This is a genomic window from Salmonella sp. 3C, assembly GCF_025426275.1.
In the GTDB taxonomy this organism is placed as follows: Bacteria; Pseudomonadota; Gammaproteobacteria; order Enterobacterales; family Enterobacteriaceae; genus Salmonella; species Salmonella enterica.
This window is the reverse complement of record NZ_CP104858.1, coordinates 2,696,991-2,711,887: the sequence shown is the minus strand read 5'-3', so window position 1 is coordinate 2,711,887 and position 14,897 is coordinate 2,696,991. Positions and strand designations below refer to the sequence as shown.

General features: G+C 54.0%; 14 protein-coding genes. 6 read left to right on the top strand and 8 right to left on the bottom strand.

All coding sequences use genetic code 11. From position 1 onward, the window contains the following. The first annotated feature begins 5 nt into the window (after window positions 1-5). On the top strand, window positions 6-1,085 hold the full coding sequence (locus N7E69_RS12795) for a fimbrial protein (RefSeq protein ID WP_000794039.1): 1,080 nt from the start codon (window positions 6-8) through the stop codon (window positions 1,083-1,085). A 119-nt stretch (window positions 1,086-1,204) separates the two neighbouring features. Here the strand turns inward: N7E69_RS12795 and N7E69_RS12790 are convergent, their stop codons facing one another. Together N7E69_RS12790 and N7E69_RS12785 are read right to left on the bottom strand one after the other, a co-directional pair. Then, the gene (locus N7E69_RS12790; protein WP_000983418.1) at window positions 1,205-1,975 is read right to left on the bottom strand and encodes an ABC transporter permease; all 771 of its coding nucleotides are present in this window, start codon (window positions 1,973-1,975) and stop codon (window positions 1,205-1,207) included. Then, window positions 1,972-2,898, bottom strand: coding sequence for an ABC transporter ATP-binding protein (locus N7E69_RS12785; protein ID WP_000150619.1), 927 nt, complete (start codon window positions 2,896-2,898; stop codon window positions 1,972-1,974). Before N7E69_RS12785 ends, N7E69_RS12790 begins: the two co-directional genes overlap by 4 nt. Window positions 2,899-3,006: 108 nt before the next feature. Between N7E69_RS12785 and can the strand changes: the two genes are divergently transcribed. After that, window positions 3,007-3,669, top strand: a complete 663-nt coding sequence (gene can, locus N7E69_RS12780; RefSeq protein ID WP_000651591.1) for a carbonate dehydratase — start codon at window positions 3,007-3,009, stop codon at window positions 3,667-3,669. Window positions 3,670-3,726: 57 nt separating this feature from the next. Here the strand turns inward: can and hpt are convergent, their stop codons facing one another. After that, entirely contained in the window at window positions 3,727-4,263 is a 537-nt protein-coding gene (gene hpt, locus N7E69_RS12775; RefSeq protein WP_000683343.1) for a hypoxanthine phosphoribosyltransferase, read from the bottom strand. A 205-nt stretch (window positions 4,264-4,468) separates the two neighbouring features. Between hpt and N7E69_RS12770 the strand changes: the two genes are divergently transcribed. Beyond that, a complete protein-coding gene (locus tag N7E69_RS12770; RefSeq protein WP_000829727.1) occupies window positions 4,469-6,859 on the top strand; it encodes a glucose/quinate/shikimate family membrane-bound PQQ-dependent dehydrogenase in 2,391 nt (796 codons plus the stop codon). Window positions 6,860-6,936: 77 nt separating this feature from the next. Here the strand turns inward: N7E69_RS12770 and cueO are convergent, their stop codons facing one another. After that, complete coding sequence (gene cueO, locus N7E69_RS12765; RefSeq protein WP_000946046.1) at window positions 6,937-8,547, bottom strand: multicopper oxidase CueO; 1,611 nt, start codon at window positions 8,545-8,547, stop codon at window positions 6,937-6,939. Window positions 8,548-8,748: 201 nt separating this feature from the next. Between cueO and N7E69_RS12760 the strand changes: the two genes are divergently transcribed. From N7E69_RS12760 to speD, 3 genes are all read left to right on the top strand, one after another. Further along, window positions 8,749-9,096: a YacC family pilotin-like protein gene (locus tag N7E69_RS12760; protein ID WP_000846615.1), complete on the top strand. Its 348-nt coding sequence runs from the start codon at window positions 8,749-8,751 to the stop codon at window positions 9,094-9,096. Window positions 9,097-9,202: 106 nt separating this feature from the next. Then, entirely contained in the window at window positions 9,203-10,063 is an 861-nt protein-coding gene (speE, locus tag N7E69_RS12755; protein WP_000829968.1) for a polyamine aminopropyltransferase, read from the top strand. A 20-nt stretch (window positions 10,064-10,083) separates the two neighbouring features. Further along, on the top strand, window positions 10,084-10,878 hold the full coding sequence (gene speD / locus N7E69_RS12750; RefSeq protein WP_000734294.1) for an adenosylmethionine decarboxylase: 795 nt from the start codon (window positions 10,084-10,086) through the stop codon (window positions 10,876-10,878). Between the two features lie 29 nt (window positions 10,879-10,907). Here the strand turns inward: speD and N7E69_RS12745 are convergent, their stop codons facing one another. The 4 genes from N7E69_RS12745 to N7E69_RS12730 are packed head-to-tail and all read right to left on the bottom strand — an operon-like array spanning window position 10,908 to window position 14,879. Then, window positions 10,908-11,675, bottom strand: coding sequence for a DeoR/GlpR family DNA-binding transcription regulator (locus tag N7E69_RS12745; protein WP_000678254.1), 768 nt, complete (start codon window positions 11,673-11,675; stop codon window positions 10,908-10,910). Between the two features lie 9 nt (window positions 11,676-11,684). Continuing rightward, a complete protein-coding gene (locus N7E69_RS12740) occupies window positions 11,685-12,668 on the bottom strand; it encodes a D-threonate 4-phosphate dehydrogenase (RefSeq protein WP_000448745.1) in 984 nt (327 codons plus the stop codon). Next, complete coding sequence (dtnK, locus tag N7E69_RS12735) at window positions 12,658-13,929, bottom strand: D-threonate kinase (protein WP_000783302.1); 1,272 nt, start codon at window positions 13,927-13,929, stop codon at window positions 12,658-12,660. The genes N7E69_RS12740 and dtnK overlap by 11 nt, the downstream gene beginning before the upstream one ends. Next, window positions 13,926-14,879, bottom strand: coding sequence for a 2-keto-3-deoxygluconate permease 1 (locus N7E69_RS12730; RefSeq protein WP_001022092.1), 954 nt, complete (start codon window positions 14,877-14,879; stop codon window positions 13,926-13,928). The genes dtnK and N7E69_RS12730 overlap by 4 nt, the downstream gene beginning before the upstream one ends. Between the last annotated feature and the right edge of the window lie 18 nt (window positions 14,880-14,897).

Sequence of the window (14,897 nt, the reverse complement as noted above, 5' to 3'; positions counted from 1 at the left end):
ACACAATGAAGAATTTATGGATGCTGCTGGCGCTGTCGCTATTTTCAGGCCATGCGCTGGCAGACGGAACGATGGGCAACGGAAGCGGCTGGTGTCAACCCACCAGCGGCACGCATAATTTCTTTTTTCCCCTTGACCAGACCATTACCGATACGGATGAGAACCAGGCAGGGAAAATAGTCAAAGAGAGTTGGTCGGTCGGCGGCGAATACAGCGCCAGGTGCGACTGCGATAATAAAGATTATCAGGGCGTTAACTATTTCACCGCCACGACCGGCGATTTAACACAAAAAGGAACGTACAGCGAAGCGGGTAGCAATGGGCAACAGATGGATTTTTATGTTCTGGTCGCGGGTAAGCTGGAGATTGGTACGGAAACCTACATCGTCGGTAACCTGAAACAGTATATCCCCGTTCCCTTTTCAGCGATCAGTAATCAGGCCCCCACCGCAGGCGGGTGTACGGGCGCGGACATAAACAAAATGTCCGCAGGGAATAAGGGTAACGTGCGTATTTATATTACTCACCCACTGGTAGGTGAAATCACCATTCCTGAGACGACGATTATGAATCTCTATTTGTCAAAAACGCCGGGCAGCAGCGGAGATAATATTCCCCCTTCCGTTCCACCGATGGCGCACGTCACCATGTCCGGGACCATTACCGTGCCGCAGTCCTGCTCCATCAACGCCGGGCAGGTTATCGAGGTCAGGCTACCGGATATTGAGGGCAAAGATATTCGTCACCTCGGCGACAGTCCGCAGAACTCGCACGTCACCACTCAGGTAAACTTTACCTGTAGTAACGTGGCGGACGGCACCAACCTGTCGATGTCATTAAATGGCGCAACCGATCCGCACAACCCGGACTACCTGAAAACTGACAATGAGAATTTGGGGATACGGATTTCCGATAAATACGATAATACCATCGTTCCCGGCGGCAGCGCCGAATTGCCGATTGAAGATTACGCCGACGGTAAAGGCAGCACCGAGTTCACCGCCGCGCCGGTCAATACCACCGGACATGTTCCCCACACCGGAGAATACCAGGCTACCGCCACGCTGGAGATTCAGATTCGCTGAGAGAAGCGTTGGGTTTCAGCAAGCCCTCCCACCTACAGCCCCGTAACCCATTGATATTACGGGCCCGTAGATGGGGTGAAGCGAAGTGCAACCCAACGCCCCATCTCCCCAGTCAGCGCTTAACTGCGCAACCCGCGCCCACGCTGGATCAGCGACCAGCACAGCAGGTAGAAAGCGGCGATAAAGATCACCAGTACGCCAAACGTCGTCACCAGCGGTACATCATGGATACCCAGGAAGCCGTAGCGGAAGCCGCTGATCATGTAGACGATCGGGTTCAGGTGCGACAGCCCTTGCCAGAACGGCGGCAGCAGCGTCAGCGAGTAAAATACCCCGCCGAGGTAGGTCAGCGGCGTCAGCACAAAGGTCGGGATCAGGCTGATATCGTCAAAGGTTTTCGCAAACACGGCGTTCAGCAGTCCGGCCAGCGAGAACAGAATCGCGGTCAGAATCAGCGTTAGCGCGACAAATACCCAGGAATGCACCTGGAAAGGCACGAAAAAGAGCGAAATCGCCGTCACCAGAATCCCTACGCACAGCCCGCGCGCTACGCCGCCGCCGACAAATCCGGCGATGATCACATGCGTTGGTACCGGCGCGACCAGCAGTTCCTCAATATTGCGCTGAAACTTGGCGCTAAAAAATGACGACGCGACATTCGCGTAGGAGTTAGTAATGACCGCCATCATAATCAGGCCCGGCACAATAAATTGCATATAGCTAAAACCATGCATTTCGCCGATGCGCGAACCAATCAGGTTGCCGAAAATAATAAAATAGAGCGTCATGGTGATGACGGGCGGCACCAGCGTTTGCACCCAGATCCGCATAAAGCGGTGGATCTCTTTCGCCCAGATGCTTTTAAGGGCAACCCAGTAAAGCTGCATCATGCGCGATCTCCTTGTTTTTCATGCACCAGCGACACAAACAGTTCTTCCAGACGGTTGGCTTTATTACGCATACTTAATACCTGAACCCCCTGCTCGCTCAGTTGGCTAAAGACACTGTTAACCCCCTGCTCGCGTAACACTTCCACCTCCAGAGTCGAGGTATCCACCAGACGATATTGATAACCCGTAAGCTTAGGTAGCGGGCTTTTTGGCGCTAAATCCAGAATAAACGTCTCCGATTTCAGCTTTGAAAGCAGATTTTTCATGGAGGTATTTTCCACCAGCTCGCCGTGCTGAATAATACCGATATTGCGGCACAGCATTTCCGCCTCTTCCAGATAGTGGGTGGTGAGAATAATGGTGGTGCCTTTGGCGTTTAAGTCTTTCAGGAATCCCCACATCGAGCGACGCAATTCGATATCGACGCCCGCCGTCGGCTCATCGAGAATCAATAGTTTAGGCTCATGCATCAGCGCGCGGGCGATCATCAGGCGGCGCTTCATCCCACCGGAGAGCATCCGCGCGCGTTCATGACGTTTTTCCCACAGATCGAGCTGTTTTAAATACTTTTCGCTACGTAAAACCGCCTCTTTATGTTCCACGCCGTAATAACCCGCCTGATTCACTACGATCTGTTGCACCGTTTCAAACGGGTTAAAGTTAAACTCCTGTGGCACCAGTCCAAGCTGTCGCTTGGCGTTAACCACGTCTTTTTCCAGGTCGTAACCAAAAACGTTAACGCGCCCGGACGTTTTATTAACCAATGAGCTGATAATACCGATGGTGGTCGATTTCCCTGCTCCATTTGGCCCCAGAAGCGCGTAAAAATCCCCCGCTTCGACCTGCAAATCTATGCCGCGCAACGCCTGAACGCCGCCGGGATAGGTTTTTTTAAGTTGTTGAAGTTCCAGCGCAATGGTCATAAATTCTCACTTACTTTACGTTCTTACACTTTATATATGGTTTAAATAATTACGGAGTTGCCCTATATTAGCCCAACGCACTTATTTGGTTACAGGTCGTTAACTTCCATGAAAGACATAGATACACTCATCAGCAACAATGCACTATGGTCAAAAATGCTGGTGGAAGAGGACCCCGGATTTTTTGAGAAACTGGCGCAAGCGCAAAAACCGCGCTTTCTATGGATTGGATGTTCCGACAGCCGCGTTCCCGCAGAGCGTTTAACCGGGCTTGAACCGGGCGAATTGTTTGTTCACCGTAATGTGGCTAACCTGGTTATTCACACCGATCTGAACTGTCTCTCCGTGGTTCAGTATGCGGTAGATGTTTTGGAAGTTGAGCATATTATCATTTGCGGCCACTCCGGTTGCGGCGGTATCAAGGCTGCGGTAGAAAACCCTGAGCTGGGCTTGATTAATAACTGGCTGCTGCATATCCGCGACATCTGGCTTAAACATAGCTCGCTGTTGGGAAAAATGCCCGAAGAGCAACGTCTGGACGCGCTCTATGAATTGAACGTCATGGAACAGGTCTATAACCTGGGGCATTCCACCATTATGCAGTCAGCGTGGAAACGCGGTCAGAATGTGACCATTCACGGCTGGGCGTACAGTATCAATGATGGCCTGCTGCGCGATCTTGACGTCACCGCCACCAACAGAGAAACGCTGGAGAACGGCTATCATAAGGGTATTTCCGCCCTAAGTCTGAAATACATTCCCCACCAATAAGCCATTAGCTATAGGCCGGATAAGTCGCTTTAGCGACGCCATCCGGCATTTCTGCGCTTACTCGTCCAGCACCACCACTTTACCAACATACGGTAGATGGCGATAACGCTGAGCGTAGTCGATACCGTAACCGACTACAAATTCGTCCGGAATCGAAAAGCCAACGAACTCAACCGGCACGTCCACTTCGCGGCGAGAAGGTTTATCCAGCAGCGTACAAATCGCCAGCGATTTCGGCTCGCGCAGGCCCAGGATTTCACGGACCTTCGACAGCGTATTACCGGAATCAATAATGTCTTCGACAATCAGCACGTCTTTACCACGAATATCTTCATCCAGATCTTTGAGGATTTTCACGTCGCGTGTGGTGGACATGCCGCTACCATAACTGGAGGCGGTCATAAAATCGACTTCATGAGGAACCTGGACTTCACGGCACAGGTCCGCCATAAACATAAATGAGCCACGCAACAGACCTACCAGCACCATTTCACTGCCGCTGTCTTTATAACGTTCGGTAATCTGACGACCCAGCTCGGCAATACGTGCTTTGATCTCCGCTTCGGGGATCATGACTTCAACAGTATGTTTCATATTTATAACCATATGATTTAAAAACAAATCACTCAATGCCGGTGACTAATAACGCCGCATTGACGCGCAAGGCACGCAGTATAACAGCAAACGTATTCATTCGCGGCATTTGATAAGAAAGCTCATTTTGTGATGACGATCACACATGTTAATTCCTATACTTAATTGCTACTAAAAAATTAACAATTTGGGATGGTGTCTTTTTATGGCAGAAAATAACGCACGATCGCCACGATTACTCGTGACGCTGACGGCCCTCTTTGCAGCACTTTGTGGGCTGTATCTTCTTATCGGAGGTGTCTGGCTGGTTGCTATTGGCGGTTCCTGGTACTACCCCATCGCGGGCCTCGTGATGCTGGTTGTGGCCGGATTGCTATGGCGAAGTAAACGTGCCGCGCTGTGGCTGTATGCCGCCCTGCTGCTGGCGACAATGATTTGGGGCGTGTGGGAAGTCGGGTTCGACTTCTGGGCGCTCACGCCGCGTAGCGATATCCTGGTGTTTTTCGGCATCTGGCTAATATTACCGTTTGTCTGGCATCGGCTGGTGGTTCCTTCCAGTGGCGCAGTGGCGGCGCTGGTCGTGGCGTTGCTGATTAGCGGCGGCATTCTGACCTGGGCCGGCTTCAACGACCCGCAGGAGATCAACGGTACGCTTCGCGCCGACGCCACGCCCGCCGCAACAAGTTCGTCGATCGCCGACGAAGACTGGCCGGCCTATGGACGTAATCAGGAAGGCCAACGCTATTCGCCGCTGAAACAGATCACTGCGGATAACGTTCACCAACTGAAAGAAGCGTGGGTCTTCCGCACCGGCGATCTGAAACAACCCAACGATCCGGGTGAAATCACCAACGAAGTGACCCCGATTAAAGTCGGCGATACGCTTTATCTGTGTACAGCTCACCAGCGTCTGTTCGCGCTGGACGCCGCCAGCGGTAAAGAGAAGTGGCATTTTGATCCTCAGTTGAAGACCGATTCGTCTTTCCAGCATGTGACCTGCCGCGGCGTCTCTTATCATGAGGCCAAAGCGGATACCGCCTCGCCGGAGGTCATCGCCGACTGTCCGCGCCGTATTATCCTCCCGGTCAACGACGGTCGCCTTTTCGCGGTGAATGCCGAAACCGGCAAGCTGTGTGAAACCTTCGCCAACAAAGGCGTCCTGAATCTGCAAACCAATATGCCGGACACCACGCCGGGACTGTATGAACCGACGTCGCCGCCGATTATCACCGATAAAACGATTGTCATTGCCGGTTCGGTCACGGATAACTTCTCTACCCGCGAAACGTCCGGCGTTATCCGTGGTTTTGATGTTAATAGCGGTAAACTACTGTGGGCCTTCGATCCGGGGGCGAAAGATCCGAACGCGATTCCAGCCGATGAGCACGCTTTTACCTTTAACTCGCCGAACTCCTGGGCGCCTGCCGCCTATGATGCGAAACTGGATCTGGTCTATCTGCCGATGGGCGTGACCACGCCGGATATCTGGGGCGGTAACCGCACGCCGGAGCAGGAACGTTATGCCAGCTCCATCCTGGCGCTGAATGCCACCACCGGGAAACTGGCCTGGAGTTATCAGACCGTCCATCACGATCTGTGGGATATGGACCTGCCGGCACAGCCGACGCTGGCGGATATTACCGTTGACGGTACTACCGTTCCGGTTATCTATGCGCCAGCGAAAACCGGTAATATCTTTGTGCTGGACAGACGTAATGGCGAGCTGGTCGTGCCCGCCCCGGAAAAACCGGTCCCGCAGGGCGCGGCAAAAGGCGATTACGTCGCCAAAACTCAGCCGTTCTCTGATTTAACCTTCCGCCCGAAAAAAGATCTCTCCGGCGCGGATATGTGGGGCGCGACCATGTTCGACCAACTGGTGTGCCGCGTCATGTTCCACCAGTTGCGCTATGAAGGTATCTTCACCCCGCCGTCCGAGCAGGGAACATTGGTATTCCCTGGCAACCTGGGGATGTTTGAATGGGGCGGTATTTCCGTCGATCCAGACCGTCAGGTCGCTATCGCTAACCCGATGGCGCTGCCGTTTGTCTCGAAGCTGATCCCACGCGGCCCGGGTAATCCGATGGAGCCGCCGAAAGACGCGAAAGGTACTGGTACAGAAGCGGGTATTCAGCCACAGTACGGCGTACCATTCGGCGTCACGCTGAATCCGTTCCTTTCGCCGTTTGGCCTGCCGTGTAAACAACCGGCCTGGGGCTATATTTCCGCGTTGGATCTGAAGACCAATGAAATCGTGTGGAAGAAACGTATAGGGACGCCGCGCGACAGTATGCCGTTCCCGATGCCGGTTCCGGTGCCGTTCAACATGGGGATGCCAATGCTGGGCGGGCCAATCTCAACCGCCGGTAACGTGCTGTTTATCGCCGCGACCGCCGACAACTACCTGCGCGCTTATAACATGAGCAACGGGGAAAAACTGTGGCAGGGACGTTTACCCGCCGGAGGCCAGGCAACGCCGATGACCTATGAGGTAAACGGTAAGCAGTACGTGGTCGTTTCTGCCGGAGGCCACGGTTCGTTTGGTACGAAGATGGGCGACTATATCGTGGCCTATGCTTTGCCTGACGACGCGAAATAACCATTAATGCCCGGCGTATGCCGGGCATTGTGCCGGGTGGCGGTTTCGCCTTACCCGGCCTGCATCGCAGACATCGGTCAGACCGTAAATCCTAACATCATTCCCGTATCTTCATGTTCTAACAGATGACAGTGCGCCATATAGGCATGTTCCTTCGGCGCGTCGTGATCGAACTTGACCAGCACTTCGCTGATACCGCCCTCAACGCGTACCGTATCCTTCCAGCCCGTTCTGTGCGCCGCTGGCGCTTTGCCGTTCTCTGACAAAATACGGAACTGGGTGCCGTGAATATGGAAAGGATGCAGCATCATGTCACCCACGCCGGAAATCACCCAACGTTCATGTCGGCCTTTTTGCGCCGCGAACATCGGTTTGTTCATATCAAAGACCTGGCCGTTGATAAAGTTAGCGTTATGGAAGTCGAATTTTCCGCCGTGATTCATATTGCCCATCGCGCCATGATTCATCCCGCTGTGATCCATGTTGCCATGATCCATTTCGCCATGCCCCATATTGCCGCCCTGCATATGCGCGTTCATGCTGTCATGATCCATGCCGCTCATCGCCTGAGCGCCATATTTCTTCATCAGCATTTGCATCCCCATCATATCAAGGCGTGGGTCCATCGACAGTTTCAGATTGCGCACCGTCAGCCCTTCCAGCAACGGCAACGCCGGCATCGTCGTCAACGTATCCGGCAGCGTACCGGAGGCGGTAATCCGCAGCGGCTGGATACGCATTACCGGATGCGGTTTATCAAACGGAGCGATCGCCATTCCCATCTGGCTGACCGGCAGGGTCACCAGATCAAAGGCTTTCCCGTCGCTGATATCCACCAGCACTTCAAAACGCTCGCCCATTAATAACGGCAGTTCGGTGACTTTCACCGGCTCCGCCAGCAGGCCGCCGTCGCTGGCGATCACATAAAGCGGACGATTATCGCTGGCGGCGATATTCAGCGAACGCGCATTACAGCCATTTAGCAAGCGCAGACGTAGCCAGCCTTTCGGAGCGGAATGCTGCGGATAGATAGCGCCATTGGTCAGCAGCGTATCGCCAAACCAGCCGACGGCGGCGGTCATAATATCCAGTTGATAATCAATCTGGCCATCGGCGGAGAAGCGTTTGTCCTGAATGATCACCGGCACATCGTCGATGCCCCACTGTTTCGGCAGGCGCAATTTGCGAATCTCGTCATCTTCAATCAGCACCAGTCCGGCAAGGCCCATCGCCACCTGGCGCCCGGTTTTGCCGTGTTTGTGCGGATGAATCCAGCAGGTCGCGGCGCGTTGCTCCGGCGTAAACGTCACCGTACGGGTTCCGCCTGCGGGAATAATCCCCTGCGGACCGCCGTCGACGATGCCTGGAATCTCCAGACCATGCCAGTGAAGCGTCGTGTCTTCGGCCAGTTGGTTATGGATATCAACGGTCACGCTTTTTCCTTTGTGAAGCTGTACCGCTGGCCCCAGCAAATTACCGTTGTAGCCCCAGGTTGTCGCGTTCTTACCGGCGAATGTCGACTGTCCGGCTTTAACAATTAACTGCATACGGTTGCTCGCATCTGCCGTTAACAGGTCAGGAATAGGCAACGCGGGACGTTCGGCGGCAAAAGCGGCGCGGCTCCACAGCGGCAGCGCTGATGCAACCCCCAGCGCCACTGAATATTTTAAGAAATCACGGCGTAACATAATCATTTCCTTATAATGAACAGGCGGGTGTCTAAGCTTAGACCCTGCCCTAACGGGAAGGTCAAGCCAGCAACACGTCTTTACCATTCCTGACAGCAATACAATAAGAATGAAAACGCCGCGACCAATCCTGATAATAAAAGTCGTCGCTACGTTCTCAGTATGCTAACGTTGACTTTCCCTGATGCCGTGGTAGAAGCAATGAAGACGTTTTTCAGACCCGTGTTGTTTGGCAGCCTGATGGCCTTATGCGCAAATAGCTATGCGCTTACTGAATCCGAAGCTGAAGATATGGCCGATTTAACGGCAGTTTTCGTTTTTCTGAAAAATGGCTGTGGTTACCAAAATTTACCCAATAGTCAGATTCGCCGTGCGCTGGTCTTTTTTGCCCAGCAAAATCAGTGGGACCTGAGTAACTACGACACCTTCGATATGAAATCGTTGGGCGAAGACAGCTACCGCGATCTTAGCGGCATCGGTATTCCGGTCGCTAAAAAATGCAAAGCTCTGGCCCGCGATTCTCTGAGCCTGTTAGCCTACGTTAAATAATCCTCCGCGATCCTATTGCTGAAATAATGACCGTGCATCCACGGTCATTGTTAGCTATGATGTTGCGCCCTTTTTTTACGGGTGTTAACAATGGAGGTATCAGCCAATGGCCGAAAATACGATGTGGCATGAAACGCTACACGACCAGTTTGGTCAGTACTTTGCCGTAGACAACGTTCTGTATCATGAAAAAACCGACCACCAGGATTTAATCATCTTTGAAAACGCCGCTTTTGGCCGCGTGATGGCGCTGGACGGCGTGGTACAGACCACCGAACGCGACGAGTTTATTTATCATGAAATGATGACCCATGTCCCGCTGCTGGCGCACGGTCATGCGAAACACGTTCTGATTATCGGCGGCGGCGACGGCGCAATGCTACGTGAAGTTACCCGGCATAAAAACGTCGAAACCATCACCATGGTAGAGATAGACGCTGGCGTAGTCTCGTTTTGCCGTCAGTATTTACCCAACCACAATGCCGGCAGCTACGACGATCCGCGCTTTACGCTGGTAATCGACGACGGCGTGAATTTCGTCAATCAGACCCATCAGACCTTTGATGTGATCATTTCCGACTGTACCGATCCGATAGGCCCCGGCGAAAGCCTGTTTACCTCCGCCTTTTATGAAGGCTGTAAGCGTTGCCTGAATCCGGGCGGCATTTTTGTCGCCCAGAACGGCGTGTGCTTCCTGCAGCAGGATGAAGCGCTCGACAGCCACCGCAAGCTGAGTCATTACTTCAGCGATGTCGGCTTCTACCAGGCGGCGATTCCGACCTATTACGGCGGCATTATGACCTTCGCCTGGGCGACGGACAACGACGCTCTTCGCCACCTGTCGAGCGAAATTATTCAGGCGCGTTTTCATGCCGCCGGACTCAAATGCCGCTATTACAACCCGGCTATTCATGCCGCTGCATTTGCGCTACCGCAATATCTACATGACGCACTGTCCGCACAGTGACGTTAAGGAGGTGATAAAAATTGAAAAAGCTGAAACTGCATGGCTTTAACAATCTGACGAAAAGCCTGAGTTTTTGTATTTACGATATCTGCTACGCCAAAACCGCAGAAGAGCGCGATGGCTATATCGCCTATATCGATGAACTCTATAACGCCAACCGACTGACCGAGATCCTGTCGGAGACCTGCTCCATTATCGGCGCGAACATCCTGAACATCGCCCGACAGGATTATGAACCCCAGGGCGCCAGCGTCACGATTCTGGTGAGCGAAGAGCCAGTCGACCCGAAACTTATCGACCAAACCGAACATCCCGGCCCGCTGCCGGAAACCGTGGTGGCGCACCTCGATAAGAGCCATATCTGTGTGCATACCTATCCGGAAAGCCATCCGGAAGGCGGGCTTTGCACCTTTCGCGCCGACATCGAAGTGTCAACCTGCGGGGTGATTTCACCGCTAAAAGCGCTCAATTACCTGATCCACCAGCTAGAGTCCGATATTGTCACCATCGATTACCGCGTGCGCGGCTTTACGCGCGACGTCAACGGTATGAAACACTTTATCGATCATGAGATTAATTCTATTCAGAATTTTATGTCGGAAGATATGAAATCGCTGTATGACATGGTGGATGTAAACGTGTATCAGGAAAATATTTTCCATACCAAGATGCTGCTTAAAGAGTTCGATCTTAAGCACTACATGTTTCACACCAAACCGGAAGATCTCACTGAAACCGAACGCCAGCAGATCACCGCCGCGCTGTGGAAAGAGATGCGCGAGATTTACTACGGCCGCAATATTTCTGCGGTCTGATTCACCACTGGCAGCGCCTGACGGCGCTGTCACTCCGGCTGCACCAGCGTTAGCGCAAAAGCGCGCCCTTTCAGTTCAACCTGCGCTGACGGCGGCAGATTGACGTCAGTAATCACATCATTAAAGCGCTCAAGCGGCACCACATTAAAGAGCGAATGCGCGCCATACTTACTGCTGTCCGCCAGCAACACTTTGCGCTGCGCATTAGCAATAATCTCCTGTTTAAGCCCGGCCTTATCTTCCGTTGGGGTCGTCACGCCCGTTTTTACCCCCCATGAATTACAGCTCATAAACGCGATGTTCGGGTAAACGCTGCGCAACAGCTTGCGCCCATGCTCACCGATACAGGACTGACTGCTGTCATCGATACGACCGCCGACAATCGTCACTTCAATTTGCCGGAACTCAGCTAAAAACAGCGCAATATGCAGATCGACGGTGATGACCCGCAGCGGAAGATGGGTTAAGCATTTCGCCAGTTCCATCATTGTCGTACCGGCATCCAGCACGACGGCATCGCCAGCATTGACCAGCGATGCGGCAACGCGTGCGATCGCCCGTTTTTCAGCGGGCGATCGCAGTTGTTTTTCATTGGTGGTGGGCTGGGCGGGTTCAAAACGCCGCAGCGCCACGCCGCCATGACTACGGCTGATCACGCCCTGCTCATCCAGCTTGATCAAATCGCGACGGATAGTGGCTGGCGATGCGTCAACCGCCTCAACCAGCTGTTCTACCGTAACCAGCGTATGGTTTTTCAGATACGCCACAATGAGATCCAGACGGTGTTGTCCTTTCATAACAGGGAATTATGCCAGTTGCATTGCCAGTTTGATCGATACGGCCATGCTCTCAGATTTTGCTTTTCCCGTCCAGGCGATATCAAATGCGGTGCCATGATCGGCAGAAGTCCGGATAAACGGCAGCCCTGCGGTGATATTCACGCCATCATAAAAGCCAAGCAATTTCAACGGGATATGCCCCTGGTCATGATACATCGCCACCACCATATCATACTGTCCCTCATAAGCCTGGAGAAATACAGTATCCGGCGGGCACGGCCCATAAACGTCCATACCTTTTGCGCGGGCATCGGTAATGGCTGGCGTCAGGATACGCGTCTCTTCATCGCCAAACAGGCCATTCTCGCCCGCATGAGGATTCACGCCTGCCACGGCGATACGCGGTTTAACGTAACCCACACGCTTGAGGAAAGTATCAGCAATGCCAATCACCGTTTCGACACGCGCGGTACTTAACGTATCAAGGAATTTACGCAGCGCGATATGCGTTGAAACGTGAATCACTTTTAGTTTATCGGTGTAAAGTACCATCGCGTAATCGCGGCTATGGGTCAGGGTCGCGAGCAGCTCGGTATGGCCCGGATAGTTGTGCCCCGCCAGGTGCAGCGCCTCTTTATTCAGCGGCGCGGTAGCGATAGCCTGTACGTCGCCCCGTAACGCTAACTCGGTGGCGCGCTTCACGCAGCGATACGCTAAATCCCCCGCCTGCGCCTGAACTTTCCCGGCCTCCAGCGCCTCCGGCTGCGCCAGCGGCTCATCAATCACATGAATGATGCCGGGCGCAAAACGCGCTTCGGCGACCCGTTCAATGGCCCGTAACTCGACGTTCGGCGTGATGCCCTTCGCCTGTAAACGTTTCAACGTTGCGAGGCATCCAATAACCACCAGCGGCGCGCCGTTGAGACCGTCTTCGCTTAGCGCTTTAACAATAATTTCCGGCCCAATGCCCGCTGGATCGCCCATGGTAATGGCAACGGTTTTAGTCTCCACAATACATCTCCTCAATATAATAAAGCGCGTCACACAACGTACTGTCTGAACCGAATCCGCCCGCTTTGGTAATGACCGGCAGATCGTCAATTTCGCTGTTTACAAACGTTCCACAGGGAATACAGGGCGCCACCTCGCTCTGAATGCGATAACCTTCAGCGCCAAGCGCGCCGGCGACGGCGGTAGCGATATCGCCGCCAGTCAGAAACAGCCCGCCAATCCGCGCCTGCTCGATAATGTTTAACGTGACGACGCCAAGCCGCTGGCTCAGTCGCTCGCCCAATTGCTGACGGCTCATCGCGGATTTTTCGCACAACGCGTCGATTAACTGTCGATCTTCTGCGCGACGGCTGGTGCGTAAAATCGTATGTCGATGCTGACTTAACAGCGCGCAGGCCTGCTCTACGACAGACGCGATTTCCTGTTCCGCGCTATCCGACACCATGCGCGCGGCATCGATATCCACGACCTCCGCACGTCCCCGGCACAGCGCATTATCCACCTGACGTCGCGTGGCTTCGCTCATCGAACCGGCCACCACCAGCACCGGCAGCCGCTGCCGGTCTTGCATAAAAAGTTCAACCGGCAACGCATTCGCCAGACCCGCTGCGCCGACGAGCAGCGGCATCGACGGTTGTTCACACGCCGCTTGCGCAATCAACGTCAGGTCCCGCTCTTCCACCGCATCCACGACGATAATCCCTTCGCCCTCAGCCGCATAAGCCGTAAGTAAGGCGCTTAACCCGCCGCGTCGGACATCCTGCAAAAAGACTTCATACACAGGGATCTCACTTTGCAACGCCACTATCTCGGCAATGCGGGAAGAGACAATGGGCGTTTTCGGATCGCTGGCAAATTCGGTTTCCAGTAGCGGGACGCCATTAACCAGACATTTTCCTTCAAGCGTCGTGCGTCCGGCCGCAGGGATCGCGGCGGCGATAACGGCCAGTTTTCGCTGACTGGCGCGCATGGCCGCCGTCACTTCGGCGCCGATATTGCCGCGAAATGTGGAGTCGATTTTTTTGTACACCAGCGGCGCTGGCGATGTCTCACACCACGGGGAAAGCGCGGCATAAACGGCAGATGCCGCCTGATCTGCGGGCATCGCCCGGCTTTCGGTGTTAATGACTAACACATCGGCGCGGCGGGACGGTTTTTGCGACGCGCTCAACATAACTTCCGTTCTCGCCCCCTTCTTCGCCAACTGGACGCCGGTATCATTCGATCCGGTAAAATCATCGGCGATAACCATCATTTTCATGCGTTTTTCTCCAAAGAAGCCTGACGCGCCTGTTTTTTTGCAACCCAGGAGGTCAACACTGGCGTCAGGATTGCCGTGGTGATCACCGAGGCGGCAATCAGCGGAGCGGCAGCAGCGGCCACCTCGGCGAGCGAAGGGTCGGCCTGCGCAATAGCCAGCGGCGTCGCAACGGCATTACCCGCGGTGCTGGAGGCCGCCGCCCCGGCAATGCCAGTTCCGCCAACCAGACGATCTGCGCGAATATTAAAGAAACCGCCAACGAACGTTGTCAGCACGCCGAGCAGAATTCCGGCAAGTCCGCCTTGCAGTAACATTTCCAGGTTGATGCCCGCCCCCAGCGCAAAAGCAAAGAAAGGAATGAGCAGCGGGCCGCCTTTAGTCAAAAAATCGCGCATATGAGGATCAAGATTGCCGAGGATCATGCCGATAACCAGCGGAACCAGCACCGCCACCAGCGCCATAATGGGAATGTTCGCCATCCCTGCCGCGCCCAGCGCAATCATCGTAAAGAAAGGGCCATCATTAAGAGACAAAATAGAGATAGCGCCGACGTCGCGCTCATTGCCGAATTCGCCTACCAGCGCAGCATAAAGTCCGCCATTTGAATTGCTCATCGCCGCGATAATCGCCACGCCGCTCAGGCCAAAAATACCCTCCGCGCCGAAAAGATGCTCCACGCCCAGGCCAATGCCGATGGTGACAAGCAACTTAGTGAGCGTAATCGTCCCGCCCTGCAATAACGCCTGGGGCGCGGCTTTCACACTGATACCGGCTCCCATACACAGCAGAAAAGCGCCAATCAGCGGTGCCGCGCCGTTTTTAAATAAGGCAGTGGTAAAACCGCCGATCTCAAGCGCCTGCGGGGCGAAGGTGTTAATGACTGCGCCAATAACGAGCGGTACGACCATCATGCCGCCGGGTACGCGCTCTATTGCTTTTTTGATGTTCATGGTCTTACCGCCTGTTGC

Coding starts and splice junctions, on each gene's coding strand:
- N7E69_RS12785 (WP_000150619.1), bottom strand. CDS start 2,898: ATGACCATTGCGCTGGAACTTCAACAACTTAAAAAAACCTATCCCGGC.
- N7E69_RS12745 (WP_000678254.1), bottom strand. CDS start 11,675: ATGAAAGGACAACACCGTCTGGATCTCATTGTGGCGTATCTGAAAAAC.
- N7E69_RS12790 (WP_000983418.1), bottom strand. CDS start 1,975: ATGATGCAGCTTTACTGGGTTGCCCTTAAAAGCATCTGGGCGAAAGAG.
- N7E69_RS12730 (WP_001022092.1), bottom strand. CDS start 14,879: ATGAACATCAAAAAAGCAATAGAGCGCGTACCCGGCGGCATGATGGTC.
- hpt (WP_000683343.1), bottom strand. CDS start 4,263: ATGAAACATACTGTTGAAGTCATGATCCCCGAAGCGGAGATCAAAGCA.
- N7E69_RS12795 (WP_000794039.1), top strand. CDS start 6: ATGAAGAATTTATGGATGCTGCTGGCGCTGTCGCTATTTTCAGGCCAT.
- N7E69_RS12760 (WP_000846615.1), top strand. CDS start 8,749: ATGAAGACGTTTTTCAGACCCGTGTTGTTTGGCAGCCTGATGGCCTTA.
- dtnK (WP_000783302.1), bottom strand. CDS start 13,929: ATGAAAATGATGGTTATCGCCGATGATTTTACCGGATCGAATGATACC.
- speE (WP_000829968.1), top strand. CDS start 9,203: ATGGCCGAAAATACGATGTGGCATGAAACGCTACACGACCAGTTTGGT.
- N7E69_RS12770 (WP_000829727.1), top strand. CDS start 4,469: ATGGCAGAAAATAACGCACGATCGCCACGATTACTCGTGACGCTGACG.
- can (WP_000651591.1), top strand. CDS start 3,007: ATGAAAGACATAGATACACTCATCAGCAACAATGCACTATGGTCAAAA.
- cueO (WP_000946046.1), bottom strand. CDS start 8,547: ATGTTACGCCGTGATTTCTTAAAATATTCAGTGGCGCTGGGGGTTGCA.